The organism is Tranquillimonas alkanivorans (genome assembly GCF_900115595.1).
GTDB classification, from domain to species: Bacteria; Pseudomonadota; Alphaproteobacteria; order Rhodobacterales; family Rhodobacteraceae; genus Tranquillimonas; species Tranquillimonas alkanivorans.
Window position 1 is genome coordinate 71711 of record NZ_FOXA01000011.1, and the last position, 25012, is coordinate 96722.

General features: G+C 70.1%; 22 protein-coding genes. 8 read left to right on the forward strand and 14 right to left on the reverse strand.

The window, feature by feature from the left end; translation table 11 throughout:
• Positions 1–107 precede the first annotated feature (107 nt).
• Complete coding sequence (locus tag BM162_RS13765; RefSeq protein WP_093423024.1) at positions 108–710, reverse strand: riboflavin synthase; 603 nt, start codon at positions 708–710, stop codon at positions 108–110.
• Positions 711–864: 154 nt separating this feature from the next.
• On the opposite strand from BM162_RS13765, the gene BM162_RS13770 reads away from it, so the two are divergent.
• From BM162_RS13770 to BM162_RS13780, 3 genes are all read left to right on the forward strand, one after another.
• Complete coding sequence (locus BM162_RS13770) at positions 865–2160, forward strand: capsule polysaccharide biogenesis protein (protein ID WP_093423027.1); 1296 nt, start codon at positions 865–867, stop codon at positions 2158–2160.
• Between the two features lie 85 nt (positions 2161–2245).
• Positions 2246–3373 carry a polysaccharide biosynthesis/export family protein gene (locus BM162_RS13775; RefSeq protein ID WP_500691298.1) on the forward strand — a complete coding sequence of 376 codons (1128 nt, stop codon included), beginning with the start codon at positions 2246–2248 and terminating at the stop codon, positions 3371–3373.
• 7 nt (positions 3374–3380) lie between these two features.
• Positions 3381–5459: a capsule polysaccharide biogenesis protein gene (locus BM162_RS13780; protein ID WP_093423032.1), complete on the forward strand. Its 2079-nt coding sequence runs from the start codon at positions 3381–3383 to the stop codon at positions 5457–5459.
• Between the two features lie 266 nt (positions 5460–5725).
• Here the strand turns inward: BM162_RS13780 and ribD are convergent, their stop codons facing one another.
• Together ribD and nrdR are read right to left on the reverse strand one after the other, a co-directional pair.
• Positions 5726–6832 carry a bifunctional diaminohydroxyphosphoribosylaminopyrimidine deaminase/5-amino-6-(5-phosphoribosylamino)uracil reductase RibD gene (gene ribD / locus BM162_RS13785; protein WP_245759272.1) on the reverse strand — a complete coding sequence of 369 codons (1107 nt, stop codon included), beginning with the start codon at positions 6830–6832 and terminating at the stop codon, positions 5726–5728.
• Complete coding sequence (nrdR, locus tag BM162_RS13790) at positions 6829–7296, reverse strand: transcriptional regulator NrdR (protein WP_093423034.1); 468 nt, start codon at positions 7294–7296, stop codon at positions 6829–6831. The genes ribD and nrdR overlap by 4 nt, the downstream gene beginning before the upstream one ends.
• Positions 7297–7467: 171 nt before the next feature.
• Here nrdR and BM162_RS13795 point away from each other — a divergent pair, with 171 nt between their 5' ends.
• Positions 7468–8139 (forward strand): SDR family oxidoreductase, encoded by a 672-nt coding sequence (locus tag BM162_RS13795; RefSeq protein WP_093423037.1) that lies wholly within the window; start codon positions 7468–7470, stop codon positions 8137–8139.
• 75 nt (positions 8140–8214) lie between these two features.
• Entirely contained in the window at positions 8215–8418 is a 204-nt protein-coding gene (locus BM162_RS13800) for a dodecin family protein (protein ID WP_093423039.1), read from the forward strand.
• A 378-nt stretch (positions 8419–8796) separates the two neighbouring features.
• Here the strand turns inward: BM162_RS13800 and BM162_RS13805 are convergent, their stop codons facing one another.
• Positions 8797–9213 (reverse strand): secondary thiamine-phosphate synthase enzyme YjbQ, encoded by a 417-nt coding sequence (locus BM162_RS13805; protein WP_093423042.1) that lies wholly within the window; start codon positions 9211–9213, stop codon positions 8797–8799.
• Positions 9214–9290: 77 nt separating this feature from the next.
• On the opposite strand from BM162_RS13805, the gene BM162_RS13810 reads away from it, so the two are divergent.
• Positions 9291–10307 (forward strand): AI-2E family transporter, encoded by a 1017-nt coding sequence (locus tag BM162_RS13810; RefSeq protein ID WP_093423044.1) that lies wholly within the window; start codon positions 9291–9293, stop codon positions 10305–10307.
• Here BM162_RS13810 and BM162_RS13815 read toward each other — a convergent pair.
• The 5 genes from BM162_RS13815 to BM162_RS13835 form a co-directional block, all read right to left on the reverse strand.
• Positions 10304–10675 carry a hypothetical protein gene (locus tag BM162_RS13815; protein WP_093423046.1) on the reverse strand — a complete coding sequence of 124 codons (372 nt, stop codon included), beginning with the start codon at positions 10673–10675 and terminating at the stop codon, positions 10304–10306. The two genes, BM162_RS13810 and BM162_RS13815, sit on opposite strands and share 4 nt — an antisense overlap.
• Positions 10676–10728: 53 nt before the next feature.
• Positions 10729–12741, reverse strand: a complete 2013-nt coding sequence (gene rpoD / locus BM162_RS13820; protein WP_093423049.1) for an RNA polymerase sigma factor RpoD — start codon at positions 12739–12741, stop codon at positions 10729–10731.
• A 111-nt stretch (positions 12742–12852) separates the two neighbouring features.
• Positions 12853–14814 carry a DNA primase gene (gene dnaG, locus BM162_RS13825; RefSeq protein ID WP_093423052.1) on the reverse strand — a complete coding sequence of 654 codons (1962 nt, stop codon included), beginning with the start codon at positions 14812–14814 and terminating at the stop codon, positions 12853–12855.
• A 461-nt stretch (positions 14815–15275) separates the two neighbouring features.
• Positions 15276–16715 (reverse strand): Glu/Leu/Phe/Val family dehydrogenase, encoded by a 1440-nt coding sequence (locus BM162_RS13830; RefSeq protein ID WP_093423054.1) that lies wholly within the window; start codon positions 16713–16715, stop codon positions 15276–15278.
• A gap of 101 nt (positions 16716–16816) precedes the next feature.
• Positions 16817–17287 carry a hypothetical protein gene (locus BM162_RS13835; protein WP_177215163.1) on the reverse strand — a complete coding sequence of 157 codons (471 nt, stop codon included), beginning with the start codon at positions 17285–17287 and terminating at the stop codon, positions 16817–16819.
• A 105-nt stretch (positions 17288–17392) separates the two neighbouring features.
• Here BM162_RS13835 and BM162_RS13840 point away from each other — a divergent pair, with 105 nt between their 5' ends.
• Together BM162_RS13840 and BM162_RS13845 are read left to right on the forward strand one after the other, a co-directional pair.
• Positions 17393–17695, forward strand: a complete 303-nt coding sequence (locus tag BM162_RS13840; protein WP_093423060.1) for a hypothetical protein — start codon at positions 17393–17395, stop codon at positions 17693–17695.
• 75 nt (positions 17696–17770) lie between these two features.
• Positions 17771–19057, forward strand: coding sequence for a homoserine dehydrogenase (locus tag BM162_RS13845; RefSeq protein ID WP_093423063.1), 1287 nt, complete (start codon positions 17771–17773; stop codon positions 19055–19057).
• Between the two features lie 4 nt (positions 19058–19061).
• Here the strand turns inward: BM162_RS13845 and BM162_RS13850 are convergent, their stop codons facing one another.
• From BM162_RS13850 to BM162_RS13870, 5 genes are all read right to left on the reverse strand, one after another.
• Positions 19062–19982 carry a FliM/FliN family flagellar motor switch protein gene (locus BM162_RS13850; protein WP_093423066.1) on the reverse strand — a complete coding sequence of 307 codons (921 nt, stop codon included), beginning with the start codon at positions 19980–19982 and terminating at the stop codon, positions 19062–19064.
• Between the two features lie 61 nt (positions 19983–20043).
• On the reverse strand, positions 20044–22740 hold the full coding sequence (locus BM162_RS13855; RefSeq protein ID WP_093423069.1) for an ATP-binding protein: 2697 nt from the start codon (positions 22738–22740) through the stop codon (positions 20044–20046).
• A gap of 4 nt (positions 22741–22744) precedes the next feature.
• Positions 22745–23014, reverse strand: coding sequence for a hypothetical protein (locus BM162_RS13860; protein WP_093423071.1), 270 nt, complete (start codon positions 23012–23014; stop codon positions 22745–22747).
• Positions 23011–23379, reverse strand: coding sequence for a response regulator transcription factor (locus BM162_RS13865; protein ID WP_093423074.1), 369 nt, complete (start codon positions 23377–23379; stop codon positions 23011–23013). Before BM162_RS13865 ends, BM162_RS13860 begins: the two co-directional genes overlap by 4 nt.
• Positions 23380–23553: 174 nt before the next feature.
• Complete coding sequence (locus BM162_RS13870) at positions 23554–24858, reverse strand: helix-turn-helix transcriptional regulator (protein ID WP_093423076.1); 1305 nt, start codon at positions 24856–24858, stop codon at positions 23554–23556.
• Positions 24859–25012 lie beyond the last annotated feature (154 nt).

Sequence of the window (25012 nt, forward strand, 5' to 3'; positions counted from 1 at the left end):
GGAGCGCGCTTGCGCGCGCACGCCTCTCCGCGTGACGGGGGCTCTGCCCCCGCCGCCTGCGGCGGCTCCCCCGGGATATTTGAGGACCGAAGATGGAACGGGCGTCGTCAGCCCCAGTCGCGCAGGCGAGCGACGTAGCGGGCCATGGTGTCGATTTCGAGGTTCACCACGTCGCCGGTCTTCACCCCGCTCCAGGTCGTCGCCTGCTTGGTGTGCGGTATGAAGTTGATGCCGAAACTCGTGCCGTCGACCTCGTTGACCGTGAGCGAGGTGCCGTTGAGCGCGACCGAGCCCTTGGGCGCGATGAACTTGGCCAGCGCCTCGGGCGCCTTCAGCGTCACCCGCGTGCTGTCGCCCTCGTCCCGGACCTCGGTCACCTCGGCCACGCCGTCCACGTGACCCGAGACGATGTGGCCGCCGAGCTCGTCGCCCACGCGCAGGGCGCGTTCGAGGTTGAGCCGCCGGCCCACCGGCCAGCCGTCCTGCCCGATGTTCGTGGCCGACACCGTTTCGGCCGAGATCTCGACGTCGAACCAGCCGCGCGGCTCGGTGCCGGTGGCGATGACCGTCAGGCACACGCCGTCGCAGGCGATGGACGCGCCGATGTCGATGCCGTCGATGTCGTAGGCGGTGGCGATGCGCGCGCGCAGGTCGCCGCGCCGCTCGACCGCAAGAACCTCTCCGATGTCGGTGATGATGCCCGTGAACATGGCGCGTGCCTCCTGCTTGCGCCCCTCACTAGCCCCGGCCCGGCGGTCACGCAAGCGGCGCGACATCACCCCGGCGGCGTCATGAGCTTGCCGGAAAGCGCGCCATGGTGGATAGGCAGGTCAGGGAAGCACCCGGAACGGGGCGAGGGGACGGATGAGGCACGAGCACGACGCGGCAGCACCGCGGTTCCTGTTCCTGCAGGGGCCGCACGGGCCGTTCTTCGACCGGCTGGCCGCGATGCTGCGCGCGGCGGGCGGGCGCGTTTGGCGCGTGGGCTTCAACCGCGGGGACCAGGCGTTCTGGTCCGAACGCCACAGCTTCATCCCGTATGCCGAGCCTCCCGAAGACTGGCCGCAGGCGTTTCGGGCGCTGGTGCGCCATCACGGCATCAGCGACCTCGTGCTTTACGGCGACACCCGGCCCGTCCACGCCCAGGCGGTCGAGGCGGCGCACGAGCTGGGCCTGCGCATCCACGTCTTCGAGGAGGGGTACCTGCGCCCCTACTGGGTGACCTACGAACGCGGCGGGGCGAACGGAAATTCGAAGCTGATGGGGCTGGACCTGCCCGAGATGCGCGCGGCGCTCGAGCGGGCGCAGCCCGACGTGCCCGAGGCGCCGGCGCATTGGGGCGACATGCGTCACCACATCTTCTACGGCGCACTCTACCACGCATTCGTGCTGCTGGGGAACGGCCGCTACGCCGGCTTCCGCCCGCACCGGGCATTGGACGTGCGGCAGGAATTCGCGCTCTACCTGCGCCGCCTGCTGGGCATGCCGCTGACCTGGGCGCAGCGGGTGCGCGCCACCCGGCGCATCCGGACCGGCGGCTTCCCGTATCACCTGGCGCTGCTGCAACTGGCGCATGACGGCAACTTCACTGCGCATTCGCCCTTCGCCGACCAGGCCGAGTTCCTGGAGGCGGTGATCGACGGCTTCGCCCGCGGTGCGCCGCGCCATCACCACCTGGTGTTCAAGGCGCACCCGCTCGAGGACGGGCGAACCGACCAGCGCCACGCGATCCGGCGGCTGGCGCGCGCGCATGGCGTGGCGCACCGGGTGCACTACGTGCGCGGCGGCAAGCTAGCCCACCTGCTCGACCAGGCGCGCAGCGCGGTGACGGTGAACTCGACCGCCGCGCAGCAGGCGCTGTGGCGCGGCCTGCCGCTGCGGGTCTTCGGCGCAGCGGTCTATGCCAAGCCCGAGTTCGTCTCGCCCCAGCCGCTGGCCGAGTTCTTCGCCCGCCCCGCACGGCCCGACGCCCGCGCCTACCGCGAGTACCGGCACTTCCTGCTCGAGACGAGCCAGGTCCCCGGCGGCTTCTATTCCGCGCGTGGCCGCCGCCAGCTTCTGCGCCAGGTCGTCGACATGATGCTCGCCCCCGACGATCCCTATGACGCGCTGTCGCGCGGCACAGCGACCCCTCGGCAACAGTTGCGGGTCGTCACGTAGCCGCCCGCCTAGCCAGACTGCCCCAAGTCCCGTAGCGTGCCGGAAAAAATTCGCGGGCAGACGAACAGGTCGAGGAGACCGGGCAGTGAACAACAAGGCATCGCGCTTGGCGAAAGGCGCAGCTCTCATGGCGCTCGTCGCCGCGACAGCGGGCTGCGGCCTGCCCCGGTCGGGCCCCAGCAAGTCCGAAATCTTCGCCGGATCGGTCCAGCGCGAGGGAGACGCGTTCGTGGTGGCCGTCGACGACCGGGTGACGCGGGCGACGGCCTTGGTGCCGGCGCTGGGGTTCCCGCAAGCCTTCCTGGACGCCGGTCGGCTGGGCTCGGACACCATCCGCCCCGGCGACACGCTGGGCCTGACCATCTATGAAAACGTCGAGGACGGGCTGCTGGCCGACCAGGGCATGAACGCCACGGTGCTCGAAGAGGTACAGGTCGGCGGCGACGGCTTCATCTTCGTGCCCTATGCCGGCCGCATCCGCGCGGCGGGCAACACGCCCGAGGCCGTGCGCCGGCTGATCACCGACCGGCTGGACGAGCAGACGCCGGACCCGCAGGTGCAGGTGCGCCGCATGGCCGGCGACGGCGCGACCGTGTCGGTGGTGGGCGACGTCACCGCACCCGGCGTCTACCCGATCCAGCGGCCCACGCGCACGCTGGCGCAGATGCTGGCGCGCTCGGGCGGGCTGGCCATCGCGCCCGAGGTGGCGCAGGTCACGGTGGTACGCGGCCCCCATCGCGGCGAGGTCTGGTTCGAGGACATCTTCCGCGACCCGACCGTGGACGTCGCCCTGCGCGACGGCGACAAGATCCTGGTCGAGCAGGACGACCGCTCGTTCACCGCGCTCGGCGCCACCGGCACGCAGGCGCGGGTGGATTTCGAAGAACGCTCGATCTCGGCCATCGAGGCCATCGCCCGCGTGGGCGGCCTGCGCACCAGCCTGGCCGACCCCACCGGCGTCTTCGTCTTCCGCAACGAGCCCGAGGCCATCGCCGAGCAGGTGCTGGGCGTCGACGTGGCGGGACCGCAGCGCGTGGTCTACGTGCTCGACCTGACCGAGCCCACGGGCATGTTCGAGGCGCGCGACTTCGTCATCCGCGACCGCGACACCGTCTACGTGACCGAGGCGCCCTACGTGCAGTGGAGCAAGGTGCTCACCGCGCTTACCGGCACCGTCGGCACGGTCGAGACGCTCAACGACGTCGGAAGCTGAGGGCGCGGTGCGCCCCGCCCCCGCCGCCGAATTCGCCGCCAGACAGGACCCTGCCCGGCGGCTTTTCGTCTATACTGCCGGGTTCCTGACGCAACGCCGCGTGCGGCGCATCCTGCAGCTTGCCGGCTGGGACGTGCGGCTGGGCCGGCCGGGCGCGGGCGATCATGTCGGCGTCTGGGGCCGCAGCCCCCATGCCGCGCGGGGCGAGTCCGTGGCCGCGCGCACCGGCGCCCCGCTCCTGCGGGTCGAGGACGCCTTCCTCCGCTCGGTCCTGCCCGGACGTGCCGGATCGCCGCCGCTGGGCCTCTGCCTCGACACGCAGGGCGTCCACTTCGACGCCTCCACGCCTTCGAACCTCGAGCACCTGCTGGCGACGCATCCGCTGGACGACACCGCGCTGCTCGACCGCGCGCGCGACGGGATCGCGCGGCTCGCGCACTGGCACCTGTCGAAGTACAACGCCTTCGACCCCGCCTCGCCCGTGCCCGCCCCCGGCTACGTGCTGGTCATCGACCAGACCCGCGGCGACGCCTCTGTGCGGTACGGCGGCGGCTCGCAGGCGCTCTTCGACGAGATGCTGGCCGTCGCGCAGATCGAGAACCCGGGCGCGCGCATCCTGATCAAGACCCATCCCGAGACACGCGCGGGCCACCGCCCCGGCCATTACGACGCGCGGCACGAAGATGGCAGGACGACCCTCTACCCCGACGCCGTCAGCCCCTGGGCGCTGATGGAAGGTGCGGTCGGTGTCTACACGATCTCTTCACAACTGGGGTTCGAGGCGATCTTGGCCGGGCACAAGCCCCGCGTCTTCGGCCAGCCCTTCTATGGCGGTTGGGGCCTGACGCAGGACGAGCGCCCCGCCCCCCGCCGCGAACGCCGCCTGACGCGTGCGCAACTGTTCGCCGCCGCGATGATCCTCTACCCGACATGGTACGATCCGTTCCGCGACCGGCTGTGCGAGTTCGAGGATGCGATCTCGGCGCTCGAGGCCGAGGCGCGGGCGTGGCGCGAGGACAGGCATGGCTATGTCTCCAGCGGCATGCGGCTGTGGAAGCGCGGTCACCTGCAAAAGGTGTTCGGCCGTCACACGCGCCTGAGCTTCCGCGACGCCCCCGCGGCCGCCAGCGCCCGCGCCGACCGCACCGGCCGCCCGCTGATGGTCTGGGCCGGGAAAGAGACCGACGCCCACCGCGCCGCGCGGATCGTGCGGGTCGAGGACGGTTTCCTGCGCTCCCGGGGGTTGGGCGCGGAGCTGGTCCCGCCCCTGTCGCTCGTCACCGACGCCAGCGGCATTTACTACGACCCGGCGCGGCCCAGCGACCTCGAACACCTGATCGCCGCCTCGGGCCGCCTGCCCGCCGCCGAACTGCGCCGCGCCGAGGCACTGATCGCGATGCTGAGGAAACGGGGCCTGTCGAAGTACAACCTGCCGGCCCCCGGCGCGCCAACATATTCACAACCCAAGATTGTTTCGCGCGCGAAACATTCCGGAACACGCATCCTTGTCCCCGGCCAGGTCGAGGACGACGCTTCGATCCGCCTGGGCTGCGACGCAGTGCGCAGTAACCGCGACCTCCTCCGCCGCACGCGCGAGGAGAACCCCGAGGCTTTCATCGTCTACAAGCCGCATCCGGACGTGGAGGCGGGCCTGCGCCCCGGCGCCCTGTCCGACGCCGAGGCTCGGGCCCACGCCGACGAGGTCCCGGTCGGCGCCGACATCATCGACCTGATCGAGGCATCGGACGAGGTCTGGACCCTCACCTCCCTCACCGGGTTCGAGGCGCTGATCCGCGACCGCGCCGTGACCTGCCTCGGCACACCCTTCTACGCCGGTTGGGGCCTGACCCGCGACCTCGGCCGCGTCCCCGCCCGCCGCGCCGCCCGCCCCACCCTCACTGGCCTCGCCCACGCCACCCTCATCGGCTATCCCCGGTATCACGACCCGACGACGGGCCTGCCCTGCCCGGTAGAGGTCATCGTCGACCGCTTGGCCGAGGGCGCGCCGCCGCGGCTGGGGCCAGCCAACCGCCTGCTGTCGAAGGCCCAGGGCGCGCTGGCAAGCCGGGCGGACTGGTGGCGATGAACGACGGCTGAGCGCCGCCCCCTTGTCATCCCCGCGAAAGCGGGGACCTCCCACCGTTAGCTCTCACGTTGATCGCTGCGATATCGGCAAGAGACTCCTGCTTGCGCGGGGGTGACAGGTGGTATGCAGGCCGAACGGCAGAGCACTCGCCGGAGGACAGTGCCCGACCGCGGGCGGGGCGAAGCGCCCGCCCATGGGGGCGGCCGGGCGCTGTCCGGGCCGCCGGCCCGGACGGAAGAGCCTCTTGCCCCCGCTGAAAAAGCCTCCTACGCCCGCTCCCACTCGTGCATCACGTCCGCACCCACCTGCCGCACCGAGGACAGCCGGAAGCGTGGCGCCTCGGCCAGTCGGTCGAGGCCCATCGCGCCGATCGACGGCTGCCCCTCGGCCCCCAGCGCAAGACCGGCGGTGAAGCCCACCAGACGGTCCACCAGCCCCGCCTGCAACAGCGACGCCGCCAGCGCTCCGCCGCCTTCGCAGAAGACCCGCGTCAGGCCCGCCTGCCCCAGCGCCGACAGCAACGCCGCCGAGTCGAGCTGTCCCGAGGGCGCGACCTCGACCGGTAGCGTGCGTGCGCCCTGCGCCTGCCAGGCCTCGACCGCCTCGGGCTTCACGTCGCCCTCCCGCGCGCCGTGCAGCAGCCATAGCGGCGCATCGGGCACGCTGTCCCAAAGCCGGCCCTGGCGCGGAAGGGTCAGGTGGCGCGCCGCGATCACCCGCACGGGCTGCCAGGCCGCGCCCATGTCGCGCACCGTGAGTTGCGGATCGTCCGCCCGCGCCGTGCCGCCGCCCACCAGAACCGCGTCGTGGCGCAGGCGCTCGGCATGAACCAGCCGCCGCGCCTCCGGCCCCGTGATCCAACGGCTCTCGCCGGTGGCGGTGGCAATGCGGCCGTCGAAGCTGGTGGCGAGCTTCAGCGTCAGCGCCGGGCGCCCCTGCACCACGCGGCTGAGGAACCCGGCATGGTGCCGCCGCGCCTGCGCCTCCAGCACACCGGTCGTCACCTCGACCCCCGCCTGCCGCAGGATGGCGTGTCCGCCCCCGGCCACGCGCGGGTCCGGATCGACGAAGGCAGTGACGACGCGGGCGACGCCGGCGGCCACCAGCGCCTCGGCGCAGGGCGGGGTCTTGCCGTGATGGGCACAGGGTTCCAGCGTGACATAGGCCGTCGCGCCGCGCGCCGCCTCGCCCGCCTGCGCCAGCGCCACCGTCTCGGCATGGGGCCGTCCGCCCGGCTGCGTCCAGCCGCGCCCGGCCACGCGGCCGTTTCGCACCACGACGCAGCCCACCGCCGGGTTCGGCCAGCACCGCCCGGCCCCGCGCCGCCCCAGCGACAGGGCCAGCGCCATGAAGCGGGTGTCGTCCCCGGTCACTCGTCCGCTTTGACGGGCGGCCGCAGCTCGCTGACGAAGCGGTCGAAGTCGTCGGCTTCCTGGAAATTCTTGTAGACGCTCGCGAAGCGCACATAGGCCACGGTGTCGATCCGGGCGAGACTTTCCATCACGATCTCGCCGATCGTCTTCGACGGGATGTCCGTCTCGCCCATGCTTTCGAGCCGCCGCACGATGCCGCTGATCATCTGGTCCACGCGCTCGGGCTCGACGGGGCGTTTCTGAAGCGCGATCCGGATCGAGCGTTCAAGCTTGTCGCGGTCGAAATCCTCGCGCCGGCCGTTGGTCTTGATCACCACGAGGTCGCGCAGCTGTACCCTTTCGTAGGTGGTGAAGCGGCCGCCGCAGGCCGGGCAGAACCGTCGCCTCCGGATGGCTACGTGGTCCTCGGCGGGACGCGAATCCTTCACCTGCGTGTCGATGTTGCCGCAAAACGGGCAGCGCATGGCCTTCCCCTCGGTGATCAGCCCCGGAACTCCGCGATGAGTATAGGGAACCGTCAAGGGCTTGGGTAGATGTTATTCACAGCCCCTAGATGCAGCGACCCGCGGGCAACATGAACCCGCGGCACGTCTTCATGCGTTGGGGGCCGTATTCCAAGGAAACGGGGACGAACGATGGCGAAAACGCTGTTCATCACAGGCGCATCGTCTGGCATCGGCGAGGCAACCGCGCGGGCCGCACACGCGGCGGGCTGGAACGTGGCGCTGATCGCGCGCCGAACCGACCGGCTCGAGGCGCTGGCGGGCGAGCTGGGCGACCGGGCGCTGGCCCTGAGCGGCGACGCGACCGACCTCGGCCGGCTGGGCGAGGCGGTGGCGCAGACGGTCGAGCGCTTCGGCGGCATCGACGCCGCCTTCGCCAATGCCGGGCGCGGGCTGAGCACGTCGAGCGGACCAGAGGGCGACCCGGACGACTGGCGCGCGATGGTCGATCTGAACGTGATGGGCGTGCTGTGGACGACGCGCGTGGTCCTGCCCGAGTTGAAGAAGACGAAGGGGACGCTGGTGCTGACCGGCTCGGCCGCGGGGCGCACGCATATCTCGGGCTCGATCTACGGCGCGACCAAGTGGTTCGTGCACGGCTATGCCGGCAACATGGCCGAGGCGATGCGCGAGTGGGGCGGGCGCTGTACCCTGATCGCGCCGGGCATGGTCAACACCGACTTCTTCGACGAGGAGAAGCCCGACAAGCTGCACCCCGAGGACGTGGCTGATGCGGTGCTGCACGCCATCCAGGCCGATCCGCGCGCGTCGGTGCGCGAGATTTTCCTGATGCCGCAATACTGACGCCGGGCGGCGCGTGCGGCTTTGGCTCTCCTCCGACTCGGGTTACCCTGCGTCATCATTTGGAGGAGAGTCATTATGAGCATCGCACGCGTCACCGAAATTTCCGCCACCTCGCCCACCAGCTTCGACGACGCCGTCAAGCAGGGCATCGACCGGGCCAGCAAGACCATCCGCAACATCACCGGCGCCTGGGTCAAGGAGAACCGGGTGAAGGTGTCCAACGGCGAGATCGAGTATTACCAGGTGAACATGCAGATCACCTTCGTGCTCGACGACTGAGCGCGGGCACTCGGAGCGAGCCGGGGCAGACGGCGCGCGTTTGGCCCGGCCTCCACCACGGACACCCGCATCCGCTTCGTACCGACGCGAGGGCAGCGCCCGCCTTGGGGGGCGGTCGGGCGCTGCCCGGGCCACGGGGCCGGGCTTGGCTTGTTTGTCAGCGGGAGTGACAAGTTGCGGAGCGGCTGTGCACATTTTCACCGCGCAGACCCTCACCCGTTTCGCACCGACACGAGGGCAGTGCCCGCCCTGGGGGCGGTCGGGCGCTGCCCGGGCCGATGGCCCGGGCTGGGGATGCGGTCAGCGGGAGCGACTTTGCCGGGCTCAGCGAAGACAGCCGTTACGAGAGGACGGTGCCGACCTCGGGCGCACGTCCCCTCACCCGGCCATGAATTGTGCCGCGACGGTGCGGCGGTGGGGGCGGTCGCGGTGCTCGAACAGGTATAGGCCCTGCCAGGTGCCGAGCACGGGGCGGCCGGCCTTCACCGGGATCGACAGGCTGACCGGCATCATCGCGGCCTTGATGTGCGCCGGCATGTCGTCGGGGCCCTCCATCGTGTGCCGCAGGTACGACATCGACGGGTCGTCCGAAGGCGGCACCAGCCGGGTGAAGAAGGCGTGCAGATCGCGCTGCACGTCCGGGTCGGCGTTCTCCTGTATCAGCAGCGAGCACGAGGTATGGCGGACGAAGAGCGTCAGGAGACCGTCACCGACCCCCGCCAGCCAGTCGCGCACCTCGTCCGTGAACTCGTGGAGTCCCTGCCCCGCCGTCGCGATCTCGAACCGTGTCTGCATGGGCCCGATCCTGCGGCCGGACGCAGCGGCATGCAAGTGCCCGGGAACCCCGCCGAAGAGGCGCAGGTTCCCGTTCCATGTCGCAGGACGAACAGCCGCACCTCGACCCGCTCAGGGGGTTTCTGAACCGCGTGCTCGTCGTGGCCGCCGTCGCGGCCGCGGCGCTTTTGGTCTGGACGGTGCGCGACACGCTGCTTCTGACCTTCGCCGGTGTCATCGCCGCGACCGTGCTGCTCAACGTGGCGGGGCCGCTCAAGCGCCGCACGGGGCTGCCTCACCGCGCCGCGGTGGGCGTGGCGGCGGTGCTGCTGATCGCGGGCGTGTCGCTGATCGTGTGGTTCGTCGCACCCAACCTGCTGGACCAGGCGAGTCAGCTTGCCACCGACCTGCCGGCCGCGGCGCAGGAGATCGAGCAGGGCATCAGCGACCGCATTCCCATTGAAAGCATGGTCTCCGGCGCCGGCATCGTCGAGACGCTGGCCGGGCGCATCACCAGCTGGTCGCTCGCCCTCGCCGGGGCGGCCACGGCCTTCGTGCTGGTCGTCGTCGCCGGCATCTTCCTGGCCGCCGCGCCCGGGATGTACCGCGACGGGCTGGTCGCCCTCTTTCCCCGCAAGCGGCAGGAGGACATCCGCCGCGGCCTGACCTGCGCCGGCGAGGGGCTGAGCGCGTGGCTGCGCGGGCAGCTCGTGGCGATGACCGTGGTCGGCGTGTGCGTGGGCGTGGGCACCTGGGCCATCGGGCTGCCGACGCCGCTGGCGTTGGGGCTGATCGCGGGATTGCTGGAGTTCGTGCCCATCGTCGGCCCCATCCTCGGCGCGGTGCCGGCGATGATCCTCGCCCTGACGATGAGCCCGGCGATGGCGCTGTGGACGGCGCTGCTTTACCTCGGGATCGAGCAGGTGGAGTCGAACTTCATCCTGCCCATGGTCGAGCGCAGCGTCGCGGATGTACCGCCCGCCGTGTTCCTGCTGGCGCTGGTCGCCATCGGCACGCTCTTCGGCGTGATCGGCGTGATCCTCAGCGCCCCGCTGACGGTGACGATCTACGTCCTCGTGCGCGAGTTCTACGTGAAACCGCGCCAGACCGGTTAACGCCGGTCCTCCGGACGCTCGCACAGCTTGCGCGCCAGCGTGACCGAAAGGCTGCCCCGGTCGCCGCCGATCAGCAGAAGCCCGGTATCGCGGGCCGCCCCCTCGAGCCGCAGCGAAAACAGGATACCCTCGCCCGAGCGGCGGCGAGGCGGGGACAGCCGCCAGATGCGGCCCGTGTTCATCCCAAGCTCCTGCCAGGCGTACTGCCCGGCGGCGCACCAGAACGCCTGCGGCGCCGACTGCCCGCGATAGGGTACGAAGAACTCGGTCGGCCCCGTCCGCTCGACCACCATGCCGTTGGTGGCGATGAAGGCCGAGGCGGGCGTGGCCATAAGCGCGGCGAGAACGAAGGGGACGAGGCGTTTCATCGGCAACCTCCTTGCCATTCGAAAACGGCGGCCCGAGGGCCGCCGCTTGAAAATCACTGGTCCAGGAACGACCGCAGCTTGCGCGAGCGGCTGGGGTGCTTGAGCTTGCGCAGCGCCTTGGCCTCGATCTGGCGAATACGTTCGCGGGTGACCGAGAATTGCTGGCCGACCTCTTCCAGCGTGTGGTCGGTGTTCATGCCGATGCCGAAGCGCATGCGCAGGACCCGTTCCTCGCGCGGGGTGAGCGATGCCAGAACCCGCGTCGTGGTCTCTTTCAGGTTCTCCTGAATGGCCGAGTCGAGCGGCAGGACGGCGTTCTTGTCCTCGATGAAATCCCCGAGCTGGCTGTCTTCCTCGTCGCCGATGGGCGTCTCGAGCGAGATCGGCTCCTTGGCGATCTTCATCACCTTGCGAACCTTCTCGAGCGGCATCTGCAGCTTCTCGGCCAGCTCTTCCGGCGTCGGCTCGCGGCCGATCTCGTGCAGCATCTGGCGGCCGGTCCGGACCAGCTTGTTGATCGTCTCGATCATGTGGACCGGGATGCGGATGGTGCGGGCCTGGTCGGCGATGCTGCGCGTTATGGCTTGCCGGATCCACCATGTCGCGTAGGTCGAGAACTTGTAGCCGCGGCGATACTCGAACTTGTCGACGGCCTTCATCAGGCCGATGTTGCCTTCCTGGATGAGGTCCAGGAATTGCAGACCGCGGTTCGTGTACTTCTTGGCGATGGAGATCACGAGGCGGAGGTTGGCCTCGACCATTTCCTTCTTGGCCGCGCGGGCTTCCTTCTCGCCCTTCTGGACCTGCTGCACGATGCGGCGGAATTCGCTGATGTCGACGCCGACATACTGGCCGACCTGGGCCATCTCGGCGCGCAGTTCCTCGATCTTCGGAGTGGAGCGTTCGATGAACGCCTGCCAGCCGCGCCCGGACTTCTGCGCCATCTGGTCAAGCCAGGTCGGGTCCAGTTCGCGCCCGCGATAGGCGTCGATGAATTCCCGGCGGTTGATGCGCGCCTGGTCGGCAAGCTTCACCATGGAGCTGTCGATCGACATGATTCGGCGGTTGATGCCGTAAAGCTGGTCGATCAGCGCCTCGATGCGGTTGTTGTGCAGGTGCAGCTCGTTGACCAGCAGCACGATTTCCGAGCGCAGCTTCTGGTACTCGGCTTCGGCCTGCTTGGTGAACGACCCGTCCTCGTTCAGGGTGGCCGACATCCGCAGGTCCTGCATCTCGGACAGGCGGGTGTAGTCGCGCGCGATGATGTCGAGCGTCTCGAGCACGCGGGGCTTGAGCGCGGCCTCCATCGCGGCGAGCGACATGTTGGCCTGCTCTTCCTCCTCGTCGTCGTCGTCGGACTTCGCGATCGGGTTGCCGTCGGCGTCGTACTCGGGCTCGTTGCTCTTCTTCTTGGGCTGGGCCGCCTGGTCGGGCTGGGCGACATCGAGCCCCTCGACCACCGGCTCGTCGCCCTCGTCCTCGTCTTCCTCCCCGGCCATGGAGCGGCCGAAGGTGGCATCGAGGTCGATGACGTCGCGCAGCAGAATGTCTTCGTTAAGAAGCTCGTCGCGCCAGATGGTGATCGCCTGGAAGGTCAGCGGGCTTTCGCACAGGCCCGCGATCATGCAATTGCGCCCGGCCTCGATCCGCTTGGCGATGGCGATCTCGCCCTCGCGGCTGAGCAGTTCGACCGACCCCATTTCGCGCAGGTACATGCGCACCGGATCGTCGGTGCGGTCGAGCTTCTCGCCGCCTTCGGTCTGCGCGACCGCGACCTCGCGCGAGGTCGAGGTTTCGACCACCTCGCCGCCCTTGCCGTCGTCCTCGTCGGCTTCCTCGTCCTCGATGACGTTGATGCCCATCTCGGAGAGCATCGACATCACGTCCTCGATCTGCTCGGAACTGACCTGCTCGGGCGGCAGGACCTGGTTGAGCTGATCATACGTGATGTAGCCGCGCTCCTTGGCCTCGGCGATCATCTTCTTGACCGCCGCCTGGCTCATGTCGAGCATGACTTCCCCGTCCTGGTCGTCCGGCTTGCGGTCGTCGGTGTCCTTGGCGGCCATACGGCACTCCTTCCATGCGCGGGCGATTCGCAGCTTTCGAATCTACAGCGCGAATCAACGATTCGCACACCCGTTTAACCCCGTTTTCCTTTACCGTTTACTCACCACGAGTCACGGTCCCTCGCGCCCTTCGGATCCGCCCTTGGCGTACGTGATGCGCTCGAGCAGCGCGTCAAGCGCGTCCCGCTCCTCGCGCCGGATGCGCGCCCCGTTGGCGCCGATGTCGTACTCGGTCCGGTCCTCTGTCTCGCTTCGCTGAGCGCGGTTGCGCGCCTCGGCCGCCTGGCCCAGACGCCATGTCAGCCCCTCGTCGGCAACGTCGCCCCAATCCTCGAGCGCCTCGTCCAGCTCGCGCCGCGCGCCGCGCGCGGCGGTCAGCTTCGCAAGTTCCTCGGCCAGGCAGATTCCGGCGATGTCGCTGTCCCCGGCGTTGCGGATGGCAGGAGCGATTGCCACATGGCGCGGCGCGAAGAGCTTTTCAAGGGCTGCCGGGCCGACCATGTCCTCGACGCAGGGCCGCAAACGCTCGGGCGGCTCGGCCGCGTGGCGCAAAAGCGCGGCCCGGATCGCCCGATGATCCTCGGTCGCAAGGTCCAGCCGCTCGACCTCGCCCTCGAACCGCGAAAGCAGAGTCGGGTGGACCAGCAGCGTCGCCAGGATCACCGCCTCGCGCAGTTCCTCCTCGATCGCGCCGGTCCCGCGCGCCAGAAGCGACGAGCGGGTCGCGGCATGCGCGGCCACCGGCGCCTGCTGGCCCCTGGGCGTCCACGGCTTGCGGTCACGCTGCGGGCGGCGGGGGCGAAACAGCTCCCACCGCATCTGTTTCAACGCGTCGTCGTAGTGCCGCCGCAGCGTCTGGTCCTGGATCTTCCGCGTCGCGTCGCCCAACGTCTTTTCCAGCGCCGCCTTCCGCTCGGGGCTGTCGAAGGTCCGGCCTTCGGTTTCGCGCCGCCACAGGAGCGACACCAGCGGCTGCGCCTCGTCCAGCGCGGCCTGCATGGCCGACGCGCCGCCCGCCCGGATCAGGTCGTCGGGGTCCTGCCCCTCGGGCATCAGGCAGAAGCGCAGGGACTTGCCGGCCTCGAGCAGCGGCAGCGCGATGTCGATCACCCGCATGGCCGCGCGCAGGCCGGCGGTGTCACCGTCGAGCGCGATGACCGGCTCGGGATGGATGCGCCACATGAGCTGAAGTTGATCCGGCGTAATCGCGGTGCCCAGCGGCGCGACAGTCGCCTCGAACCCGGCCTCGGCCAGCGCGATCACGTCCATGTAGCCCTCGGCCACGATCAGCGTCTGGCCCCGGCCGGCGGCCGAACGGGCGTTGGCGTGGTTATAGAGGCTGCGGCCCTTGTCGAAGAGCTCGGTCTCGGGCGAGTTGAGATACTTCGCACGCGCCTCGGGCGACATCGCCCGCCCGCCCAGCGCGATGGCGCGGCCGCGCGGGTCGCGGATGGGAAACAGGATGCGGTCGCGGAAGCGGTCATAGGGCTCACCGCCCCGGTCGGACCGCGCCGCGAGACCCGCGTCGATCACCAGATCCGCCGGGACGCCCTTGCCGGTGAGGTGCTGGAACAGCCCGCGCGGCGGAGCGAATCCGATTTCCCAGCGCTTCTGCGCTTCTTCGCTCAGGCCGCGCTTGGCCAGGTAGGCGCGCGCATTCGCCGCCGCGCCGGTCTTGAGCTGAAGGCGATACCATTGCACCGCCTGCTCCATCACGTCGGCCAGCTGCGTGCGGCGGTCGGCCTTCTTCTGCGCCTGCGGGTCGGGGGCGGGCATCGGCATCCCGGCCTCGCGCGCCAGGATCTCGATCGCCTCCATGAAGCCCACGTTCTCGGTGTCCTTCACGAAGCCGATGGCGTCGCCCTTCGCGTGGCAGCCGAAGCAGTAGTAAAAGCCCTTGCGGTCGTCGACGTGGAAGCTGGCGGTCTTCTCGTGGTGGAAGGGGCACGGCGCCCACATGTCGCCCTTGCCCTGGTTCGACTTGCGCTGGTCCCACATGACCTTGCGCCCCACCACCTGTGACAGGCTGATGCGGTTGCGCAGTTCGTCCAGAAATCCGGGGGGGAGACTCATGGCGCGCAGTATCGGAAAGCGCCCCGCCGGAGTCCAGCGGGGCGCGAGGTCACAGGCGCGCGCAAATTCCTCGCAAGGAATTTGCCAAGATCGTGAAAACGATCTTGGCGCTTCGGATCAGGCTGCGCGCTCCGGTTTCAGAAGCACAGGTCGCGGCAGCCTTTCAAGAAGGACACCGCGTCGCTGCCCGCGCCCGGGGTGAAGCACCCGCGTCGAGCTTGCCGTCCAGCCCCGCGGCCTTGGCCACCGGTCCGATGCGCCGAAGTGGAAGAACCTTCCGCGCATCACGAAGGTTGAACTGTTTACGCGAACAACGTATTCGCACCCCGCGCGCGGCGGGATGCTGCTGTTGTTGCTGTTCAACAAGTGGCTCAGGGTCGTTCCGCACCGGCCTGCGCCTCCGTGCCCGAATTTTCGGTGAAAATTCGGGCACGCAAATCTTCGACGAAGGTTTGCGACCCTCAGAGCCCCTTGGCGCGGTAGCTGGCGGCAACGCGGCCGATGGCCACCAGGAACCCGGCCGTGCGCAGGTCGACCACGTCGTCGCGGGCATGCCAGACCTCGCGCATCGACTGGTAGGCGGTGCGCATGGTGTCATCAAGGCCCGAGCGCACGAGCTCCAGCTCGTCCGCCCCGCGCAGGTACTTCTCCTTGAAGTCCGGCGACAGCTCCCAGCCGATGTTGTGATCGGCCGACAGCCGCTCGAGCTCGCGCACGATCAGCTCGTGGCGGGCCTCCTCCTGCCGGCGCTGCATGCGGCCGAAGCGAATGTGGCTGAGGTTCTTGACCCATTCGAAGTAGCTGACCGTCACGCCGCCCGCGTTGGCATAGAGGTCGGGGATGATGATCGTGCCCCTCTGGCGCAGGATCTCGTCGGCGCCGGCGGTGATCGGACCGTTCGCCGCCTCGATAATCAGCGGAGCGCGGATGCGCTCGGCGTTGGTGAGGTTGATCACACCTTCGAGCGCGGCGGGGATCAGGATATCGCACTCGTGCTCGAGCACCGGGCCGCCTTCCTCGACATAGGTCGCGTCGGGATAGCCGTAGACGCCGCCGTGGCGCTGGATCCAGTTATACACCTTGTCGACGTCGATGCCGGTGTCGCTGACCAGGGCCCCGTCGCGCTCGATGATACCGGTGACGCGGGCGCCGTCCTCGTCCGACAGGAACTTCGCGGCGTGGTAGCCCACGTTGCCCAGGCCCTGCACGATCACGCGCTTGCCGTCGAGCTTGCCCGAAAGCCCCGCCTTGGCCACGTCCTCGGGATGGCGGAAGAATTCGCGCAGGGCGTACTGCACGCCGCGACCCGTCGCCTCGACCCGGCCTGCGATGCCGCCGGCATGGGGCGGCTTGCCGGTGACACAGGCGTTGGCGTTGATGTCGGTGGTGTTCATCCGCGCGTACTGGTCGGCGATCCACGCCATCTCGCGCGCGCCGGTGCCCATGTCGGGGGCCGGCACGTTCTGGCTGGGATGGATCAGGTCGCGCTTGGCCAGCTCATAGGTGAAGCGGCGGGTGATCCGCTCGAGTTCGTCTTCCTCGTACTCGCGCGGATCGATGCACAGCCCGCCCTTCGAGCCGCCGAAGGGCGCCTCGACCAGCGCGCACTTATAGGTCATCAGCGCGGCCAGCGCCTCGACCTCGTCCTGGTTGACCAGCGGCGAATACCGGATGCCGCCCTTGACCGGTTCCATGTGTTCCGAGTGCACGCTGCGATAGCCGGTGAAGGTCTGGATGCCGCCGCGCAGCCGGACGCCGAAGCGCACGACATAGGTTGCGTTGCAGACGCGGATCTTCTCTTCCAGACCCGGGCTGAGGTCCGTCAGCGCCACGGCTCGGTTGAACATCAGGTCGACGGACTCGCGGAACGTCGGCTCTCTCACGGCTCTGGCGTCGGTCATACGGCTCTCCCTGCTTGGTCCGCGAATCGCCCGGGACCGGGCGTGCGTCGCAAGGGTAACGCCCCGGCGCATGAAAAAGCATCAACCTGCCGCCGATGCGGTCACTCGCGGCGGTCGGCCACCATGCCGGACAGAAGCTCGGCCATGAACTTGGCCTCGGAGGCCGAGGTGACGCCGCCGATGCCCACGCGCCGGCCCAGCCGCCACCACAGCCCCGGCGCCCAGGCGCGCGGGCCCGGCGTGTCGAGCCGGACCAGGAAGCCGTTCGACGGCTTGAACGCGAAGGCGCCGCGGTCGAGCCCCTCGATCGCGGCGAGCGGCGCGATGGGAGTGCCGTCGGTGTCGCGCAACCCCTCCGCCGTCAGCTCCACCGCCCCGGCCGTGGCCTGCCACAGCCGCACCGCCAGCCACAGCGCCGCGGCAGAAATGGCCAGAAGCGCGATCCGCCAGCCCATCGCCGGGTCGGTCGTCAGGGCCAGCCAGGCCAGGAGTACCCCCAGCAGGGCAAGCACGCCGGTCCCGAAGACGCGGCGCGGGGCGGAGGGGCGGAGGCGGGCCAGGACGTCGGACACGGGCGGCTCTTTCGGTTGCGGTTGCGCGCCTGCTATAGCGTGCCGCCCGCCGCTTGGCGAGCGGGCGCGGCCGCCCTATGGTGCGCCCGCACTAACGGAGGTTCCATGCGCGCCCTGCCCCTGCTGGCCTGCCTTTCCCTCGCCGCCTGTGCCCAGGTTCCCGGGCTGGACACGCCCGCCGCCGAACGCGCGCTCGCCGCGCCCTACCCCGAGCTCGTCCCGCTTGAGACGCTGCTTGCGGCGGCCGAACGCGATCCGCGCATCACGGTCGCGGAGGCCGAGGCGCTGCAGCGCCGGGCGGCCGCCCTGGGCGGCATCGACCGCGCCACCAGCGGAGACCTGGCCGAGCGCGCCGCGCGCCTGCGCGAACGGGCCGAGGCACTGCGCGCGGCCGACCTCGACGCCTGAGCGCCGCCGTTGCCGCCCGCGGGTAAACGGGCTAGAGGTCGCGCCGACCTTCACGCCTGATCACGGGAGCGCCACATGACCACCACTCTCCGCCTTGGCATCGCGGGCCTCGGCACCGTCGGCACCGGCGTCGTCCGCATCGTCCAGCGCCACGCCGCGCTGCTGGCCGGCCGCACGGGGCGCGAGATCACGATCTCGGCCGTCTCGGCGCGCACCCGCGACAAGGACCGGGGCGTGCGGCTTCAGGGCTACGAGTGGGAGGACGACCCGGTCGCCCTGGCCCGCCGCGACGACGTCGACGTGTTCGTCGAGCTGATGGGCGGCTCGGACGGCCCCGCGAAGGCGGCGGTCGAGGCCGCGCTCGGCCTGGGCAAGGACGTGGTGACCGCGAACAAGGCGATGCTGGCGATCCACGGGCAGGCGCTGGCCGAGCAGGCCGAGGCGCGCGGCGCCGCGCTGCGCTTCGAGGCCGCCGTCGCCGGCGGCATCCCGGTGGTCAAGGCGCTGACCGAGGGGCTGGCGGGCAACGAGATCACGCGCGTGATGGGCGTGATGAACGGCACCTGCAACTACATCCTGACCCGGATGGAAGACGCCGAGCTGCCCTATGACGAGGTGTTCGAGGAGGCGCGCGCGCTGGGGTATCTCGAGGCCGACCCGACGCTCGACGTGGGCGGGATCGATGCCGGGCACAAGCTGGCGCTGCTGGCCTCGATCGCCTTCGGCACGCAGGTCGATTTCGGCGCGATGAAGCTCGAGGGAATCGAGCGGATCAGCATCGACGACATTCGGCAGGCGGCCGACATGGGCTACCGGATCAAGCTGCTGGGCGTGGCGCAGATGACCGGGCGCGGGCTGATGCAGCGCATGTCGCCCTGCCTGGTGCCGGCGGATTCGCCGCTGGGCCAGCTTGAGGACGCGATGAACATGGTCGTACTCGAGGGCGACAGCGTTGGCCAGATCGTCCTGCGCGGCGCAGGCGCGGGCGAGGGACCGACCGCGAGCGCGGTGATGTCCGACATCGTGGACATCGCGCGCGGCACGCGGCTTTCGACCTTCGGCAAGCCCGCGGCGAGCCTGTCGCCGGTGGAAAAGGCCACCACCTCGACGCCCGCGCCCTATTACCTGCGCATGACGCTCGAAGACAAACCGGGCGCACTGGCCAAGATCGCCACGGCACTGGGGGCCGAGGGCATCTCGATCGACCGGATGCGCCAGTACGGGCACGAGGACAAGACCGCGCCAGTGCTGATCGTCACCCACCGCACGGCGCGCCCGGCGCTCGACGCGGCCCTGCAGGGCATGGCCGAGACCGGCGTCATCGTCGGCGAACCGGTGGCGCTGCGCATCGAGTCGGTCTGAGCCTTCACTCCTCGGACGGAAGCGGGGGCGGCTCCGGGGCCGCGTCCCAGTCCGGGGCGGCCTTCGCCTCTTCCCGGGGGAGCAGGCGGAGCGCGCGATAGCCGCCCGAGCGGCCCAGTTGCGCCAGCGCGGCCGTCGTGCCGTCGCGCGTGATCAGCCGCACGCGGTAGAGGTCCTTGCGGTCGAACGGCAGCGTCGCGCCCGGGCGCAGGGCCATGACCTCTTCGGCGGTCAGGCGCAGACGACCCAGGCGGCCGTCGACCGTCACCTCGCCCCCCATCACCGCCTTTTCCAGCCGCTCCGCCCAGGGGGCGGCGTGCGGCTTGTCCGGCGTCTCGACCTCGGGGGCCGGGACGGGCGGGAACAGCAGCCGCAACCGCCCCTCCCGCGCGCCGTTGCCAAGGTCGAAGGTGACATCCATCAGCGAGTGCGTGTCGTCCGCGAGCGCCAGCACGATCGCCGGGCCGCCCTGCAGCCGCGTGGCGTACCGGAAGCCCGTGCACTCGGCGCCCGGCACGTCCCGCTCGGCCAGCACCAGCATCCGGTCCAGCGCATCGGCCACCATCGCCGCGTCGGTCCCGGTGGGCGCGCGCTCGGGCACCGGGCGCGGCATGACCCGGCCCATCGTCTGCGCCTCGATCACCGAGGTCAGCAGCGCCGCGTCGACCAGCGCCAGTCCGAAGCGGCCCGACCCGGCTTCGAGCAGCAGGATCAGGTCGCCCTCGCCGGGCAGCGCTTCGAACGCGTCTGGCGCGACCTCGTCCCGCGCGATGCCGCGAACGCGGGCGGGCAGCGACGCCGTCTCGGACAGCGCCCGGGCGAGCGCCAGCCGCCAGGCCCGCAGCCCGTCATCCGCCGGTGTCTCGGTCCGTGGCGGGCCGCGCAGCTTGCGGCGCAGCGCCGAGGGTCTGGCGTCCCCGCTCATGCACATCCTTCAGGCTGGCTCTGGGCCCTTGTCGCAGGCCACCGTTACCAAAGACTGAACGTCAGGCGGCCTCGGCCCGCGCGCGCGGCAGCGTCACGCGAAAGGCCGCGCCGCCCTGTCCCGGCAGGTAGGCGATGCGCCCGCCCAGCCGCGCCATCACCTCGCGGCAGATGGCCAGCCCCAGCCCCGCACCGCCCGCCGCGCGGGTGTCCGACAGGCGCGAGAACTTCTCGAAGATGACGCCCTGGCTTTCGCGCGGGATGCCCGAGCCGTTGTCGACGAAGTCCACGCTCACCGCGCCCGGCTCCTGCCGCACGGTGATACGCAGGACGGGGCGCGGGGCGTCGCAGTACTTCTCGGCGTTGGCGATCAGGTTGATGAAGACCTGCGCCAGCCGGTCGGTGTCGGTGAACAGCACCACCCGCTCGTCCGCCGCCTGGCGTTCGATCCGCAGCCGGCCCAGCCGTGACTGCGTGGCAGACACGGCGCGGTCGATCACCTCGTGCAGGCTGGCGGGGCGCTCGTTCAGCGTCACCTGCCCGTTCTCGAGCACGCTGAGATCGAGCAGGTCGTCGAGCAGCCGCGTCAGGCGCAGCGCCTCGTCGTGGATGATCGCGGCGTAGCGGGTGCGCGCCCCGGCGTCGATTTCCTCGCCGTCGCGCAGGATCTCGGAAAACGACCGGATCGAGGTCATTGGCGTGCGAAGTTCGTGGCTGATCTGGCTGAGGAAGGCGTCCTTCTGGATGGACAGCTGGGTCAGCTTCTCGTTCGCCTCGCGCAGCTGCCGGGCGGTGCGGCCCAGCTCGGCCGACTTCGCCTCGAGCTGGCTGGAGTATTCCATGATCTGCGCGGTCTCGTCGGCCACGCGCATCAGTTCCTCGACCGACACCGCCGCACCGCCGGTGATCTGGCCCATCATGGCATGCGCCGTCGCCGCCCCGACGGAGCCCGACAGTTCGCGCTCGAGCTTCTCCAGGAACTCGGGCGTCGTGTCGGGCAGATAGCCCTCCTTCCCCTGCTCGGCGGCCTGCGCCTGGAACAGCGCCTGCGCCTCGGCGGGGCCGAGGATACGCTGCGCCATGATCAGCAGGTCCTCGGCCTCGGCCATGTGGGCCGACCAGCCGCGGGTGCCCGCGCCGAAGCGGAAGATGTTGACGAAATCCGCGCCCTGAAGCCGCTCCACCGGGCCGGGGAAGCTGGCGAGCGAGCCGGCCAGGAAGGCCAGCGTGTTCAGCGCCATCGACCAGAACAGCGCATGGGTGACCGGGTCCATCCCGTCGATCCCGAACAGCGCCTGCGGCCTGAGCCAGCCGAGGCCCCACGGCCCCTCGGCCAGCATCGCAGCCGACATCGCGCCGCTTTCTCCGAAGCTCGGCAGAAGCAGCGCATAGGTCCACACGGCGAAGCCAATGCCCAGCCCCGCCGCCGCGCCCAGCCGCGTCGCCCCGCGCCAGAAGATGCCGCCCACGAGCGCCGGCAGCACCTGCGCCAGCCCCACGAACGAGATCAGGCCGATCGCCGCCAGCGCCGCGCCGCCGCCCGACAGGCGGAAGTACAGGTAGCCCAGCAGCAGCAGCCCGGCGATCGAGATGCGGCGCGCGCGCAGCACCACGTTGCGCACGTCGCCGGAAACGGTGGCCCCGCCCTGCCCGGCGCTCAGCCAGATGGGCATGACGATGTGGTTCGAAACCATCGTCGACAGCGCGATGGTCGCGACGATCACCATAGAGGTGGCCGACGAGAAGCCGCCCAGGAACGAAAGCATCGCCAGCCCCGCCCGGTCGAATTCCAGCGGCACGGTCAGCACGAAGAGGTCGGGGTTGGCGTCGGCGGGCAGCACGGCCAGGCCCACGACAGCGATGGGCACGACGAACAGGCTCATCAGGAACAGGTAAAGGGGGAAGGCCCAGCTTGCCGTGGCGAGGTGACGCTCGTCCGCATTCTCGACCACCAGCACCTGGAACATGCGCGGCAGGCAGAGAAACGCCGCGGCCGAGAGGAAGGTCAGCGACACCCAGCGCCCGCCGTCGATGTCCCATGCGGCGATGGGCGAGGCCTCGGTCATGGCGAAGATCTCGCGCGCGCCGCCGGCCACGCCCCAGACGACGAAGGCCCCCACGAGCAGCAGCGCCACGAGCTTGACGATCGCCTCAAGCGCGATGGCGGTGACCACGCCGTGGTGGCGTTCGTTCACATCGAGGTTCCGCGTGCCGAAGACGATGGTGAACAGCGCGAGCCCCGCCGCCACCCAAAGTGCCGTGGCGTTCAGGTCGGTGACGGCCCAGCTTTCCGGCGTGACCACGTGGGAGTCCTGCGCGAAGACCGCGAAGCTCAGTGTCACGGATTGCAGTTGCAGGGCGATGTACGGCGTGGTGCCCACGACCGCGAGCAGCGTGACCATGACGCCCAGCAGGTTGGACTTGCCATAGCGGGACGAGATCAGGTCCGCGATCGACGTGATGCGCTGCGTCCGCCCGATGCGCACCAGCTTGCGCAGAAGCGCCCACCAGCCGACCATGACCAGCGTCGGGCCAAGGTAGATCGTGACGAACTCCAGCCCCGAGCGCGCGGCGTAGCCCACGGCACCATAGAACGTCCACGCCGTGCAGTAGATCGACAGAGACAGCGTGTAGACCCAGGGGCTTCTCAGCCAGCCGAGCCGCCCGCCCTCGGCCCGCTTCTCGGCGACGAAGGCCACGATGAACAGGAACGCCACGTAGGCCAGGCACACCGCGACGAGGACGTTGAACGACAGCATCGCCTCACTCCGGCGCGTCGCCGCCCTCGGGCGGGGGCGGCGCGTCGCTGTCGGCCAGCCGCCGCGCCATCAGTCCGGCGCTCAGGATCAGGAAGAACCAGACGCCGAAGACATAAAGCCCCCGCACGGCGGTCGAGCCGCCGTCTTCGCCCCACACCAGCGGGAAGGCAAACAGCACGGCCCCCAGAAGCGGCAGAAGCCGCGCGGCGTCCATCAGCCGGCGGCGGCGATAGGTCTGCCGCTCGAGGAATACCGGCTCGCGCGGCGGTCTCACGGCGCCACCATCTCGCGCACCGAGTTCAGCACGTCGGCGTTCGAGAAGGGCTTGGTCATGAAGCGGCTGGCGCCCAGCCGCTCGGCCATCTCGCGGTCCTTCCTCTGGCCGCGCGCGGTCAGCATCAGCACGGGCAGACCCTCGGTCGCCGGGTCGGCGCGCAGGTCCTGAAGCACGTCGTAGCCCGAGCGGTTGGGCAGCATCACGTCGAGGATGACGATGTCCGGCTTGCGCCGCGCCACCGCCTCGAGCGCGGTGGCGCCGTCGGAATGCGTGGCGACGTTCCATCCGTCGCGCGACAGGATGAAGCGGATCGCCTCGATGATGTTCGGTTCGTCCTCGATGATAAGGACCTGCTTGCCCATTCGGGGCTCCCCTCCCCAGAGAAGTGCGCGCCACGGCTCCCTCCCCGGACCCGGCACGGCGCGCAGTCGCGAAACTATGGCGCGACCGGCCCGCCCTGTCAAAACACCGGCCACGGGCGAAGGCTTTTCAGAAAAACCTTCCGAAAAACCTTTCAGAAGGTTTTTCGCGCAGCTTCAGGCGGATGTGCCGACGATCGACGGTTCGCGCCGCGCCGGGCACGGCTCGCGCATGCAGATCCGGCAGCTCGTGCCGACAGGCTGCACAGGGCCGGTCGCGGGGCCGTCGAGCGGCAGGATCAGCATAGCGGCCTCGGTCACCTGAGGGCCGCCGAAGCCCTCGGGGTGGCTGGGCTGCCCTATGGCGAAGGCGGTGAAGCGCTGCGGCACCCGGCCGACCTGTTCAAGCTCGGCGCGAATGGGCTGCATCGGCCGCGACAGCGCCTGGTAGAGTGGCCAGAGCGGGCAGGCCGCGCCGAAGCGTGGCAGCGGGAAACCCTCGAGCGGCTTGCGGAACGTCAGCGTGCCCGAACCGTCGCAGGTCACCAGCCCGACACTTGACGGCAGGTCGTCTTCAGGCAGCGTCGCCAGCCGCCGGAACGCCGACACGAGGTCGGTGCCGAAGCGGCCGGCCAGCGCCGCCGGATCAACGCCCTGCTCGGCCACGAGGCGGCGCACCTCGGCCAGAGGCATCGCCTGCGCCTCGCGGTGGGCGCGCTCCAGGTGCGCGCGGGCGAGCGCACGGCCCGAGGCGGAGGACAGCTCTTCCGCCGCCTCCACCACCCGGTCGAACGAGGCCGGCAGCGCGCGTTCACATTCGGGCAAGTGCCAGCCGCGCGCGGCCAGCCAGGTCTCGAGTTCTTCCTGCGGCGCGGCCACGTCGCGATCGGCGCTGCCGCCGGCATCGAGGTAGCTGACCAGCGCCTGCGCGCTTTCGGCAAGCCGGCGGCTGTCCTCGTAGAGGTTGCGGTGGAACCGCTTGCGCCATTCTGGGTCGATGCCGTCGTCGTCGCGCAGGATGCCGCTGGTCGAACGGATGGCGGTGACGGTCGAAAGCACGTCGTGCAGCGACGCCGACAGGAACGGGTCGTGGGTCAGCCGGTCGTTCAGCGTCTCGACCACCCGTTCGAGCGCTGCGATGCGCCGGCCCTGCGCCACGATCAGCCCGGCCCAGCCGGGAAAGGTGCCGGCGAATTGCTCGATCCGGGACAGCTCGGCCTCTGCCCCTTCGGGCGCGGCGGCGGCAAGCCGCAGCCCCTCGATCAGCGCGGCCTCGGCGCCCTCTGCCAGCGTGGCGGGGTCGGTTTCGAGCGCGCGCGCAAGCTCGACCAGCAGTTTGCCGCCGATTCGCCGCCGGTTGTGCTCGATAAGGTTGAGGTAAGAGGACGAAATGCTCAGCCTGCGTGCCAGTTCCGCCTGCTTGATCCCCAGATCCAGCCGCCGCGCCCGGATGCGGCTGCCCGTCAGTCCCGGCCGCGGCATCGGAAAAACCCGTTCCTTCCAGTCACTTTCTGCACCTGCGTGATAATTTGTTTACAGGCAGTCTGACCGATCTGTGTAAGGCTTTACAGAAAAATCCTGCCCACGCAGCGCCTTGTTGCTTCGTTTTCGCGACGGACACATCCTTCCGTCAGTC

What these genes read in the sequence shown, in the direction of transcription:
- BM162_RS13765 (WP_093423024.1), bottom strand. Translation starts at nt 710, where the DNA reads ATGTTCACGGGCATCATCACCGACATCGGAGAGGTTCTTGCGGTCGAG.
- BM162_RS13770 (WP_093423027.1), top strand. Translation starts at nt 865, where the DNA reads ATGAGGCACGAGCACGACGCGGCAGCACCGCGGTTCCTGTTCCTGCAG.
- nrdR (WP_093423034.1), bottom strand. Translation starts at nt 7,296, where the DNA reads ATGCGCTGCCCGTTTTGCGGCAACATCGACACGCAGGTGAAGGATTCG.
- BM162_RS13795 (WP_093423037.1), top strand. Translation starts at nt 7,468, where the DNA reads ATGGCGAAAACGCTGTTCATCACAGGCGCATCGTCTGGCATCGGCGAG.
- BM162_RS13800 (WP_093423039.1), top strand. Translation starts at nt 8,215, where the DNA reads ATGAGCATCGCACGCGTCACCGAAATTTCCGCCACCTCGCCCACCAGC.
- BM162_RS13805 (WP_093423042.1), bottom strand. Translation starts at nt 9,213, where the DNA reads ATGCAGACACGGTTCGAGATCGCGACGGCGGGGCAGGGACTCCACGAG.
- BM162_RS13810 (WP_093423044.1), top strand. Translation starts at nt 9,291, where the DNA reads ATGTCGCAGGACGAACAGCCGCACCTCGACCCGCTCAGGGGGTTTCTG.
- BM162_RS13815 (WP_093423046.1), bottom strand. Translation starts at nt 10,675, where the DNA reads ATGAAACGCCTCGTCCCCTTCGTTCTCGCCGCGCTTATGGCCACGCCC.
- rpoD (WP_093423049.1), bottom strand. Translation starts at nt 12,741, where the DNA reads ATGGCCGCCAAGGACACCGACGACCGCAAGCCGGACGACCAGGACGGG.
- dnaG (WP_093423052.1), bottom strand. Translation starts at nt 14,814, where the DNA reads ATGAGTCTCCCCCCCGGATTTCTGGACGAACTGCGCAACCGCATCAGC.
- BM162_RS13830 (WP_093423054.1), bottom strand. Translation starts at nt 16,715, where the DNA reads ATGACCGACGCCAGAGCCGTGAGAGAGCCGACGTTCCGCGAGTCCGTC.
- BM162_RS13840 (WP_093423060.1), top strand. Translation starts at nt 17,393, where the DNA reads ATGCGCGCCCTGCCCCTGCTGGCCTGCCTTTCCCTCGCCGCCTGTGCC.
- BM162_RS13845 (WP_093423063.1), top strand. Translation starts at nt 17,771, where the DNA reads ATGACCACCACTCTCCGCCTTGGCATCGCGGGCCTCGGCACCGTCGGC.
- BM162_RS13850 (WP_093423066.1), bottom strand. Translation starts at nt 19,982, where the DNA reads ATGAGCGGGGACGCCAGACCCTCGGCGCTGCGCCGCAAGCTGCGCGGC.
- BM162_RS13855 (WP_093423069.1), bottom strand. Translation starts at nt 22,740, where the DNA reads ATGCTGTCGTTCAACGTCCTCGTCGCGGTGTGCCTGGCCTACGTGGCG.
- BM162_RS13865 (WP_093423074.1), bottom strand. Translation starts at nt 23,379, where the DNA reads ATGGGCAAGCAGGTCCTTATCATCGAGGACGAACCGAACATCATCGAG.
- BM162_RS13870 (WP_093423076.1), bottom strand. Translation starts at nt 24,858, where the DNA reads ATGCCGCGGCCGGGACTGACGGGCAGCCGCATCCGGGCGCGGCGGCTG.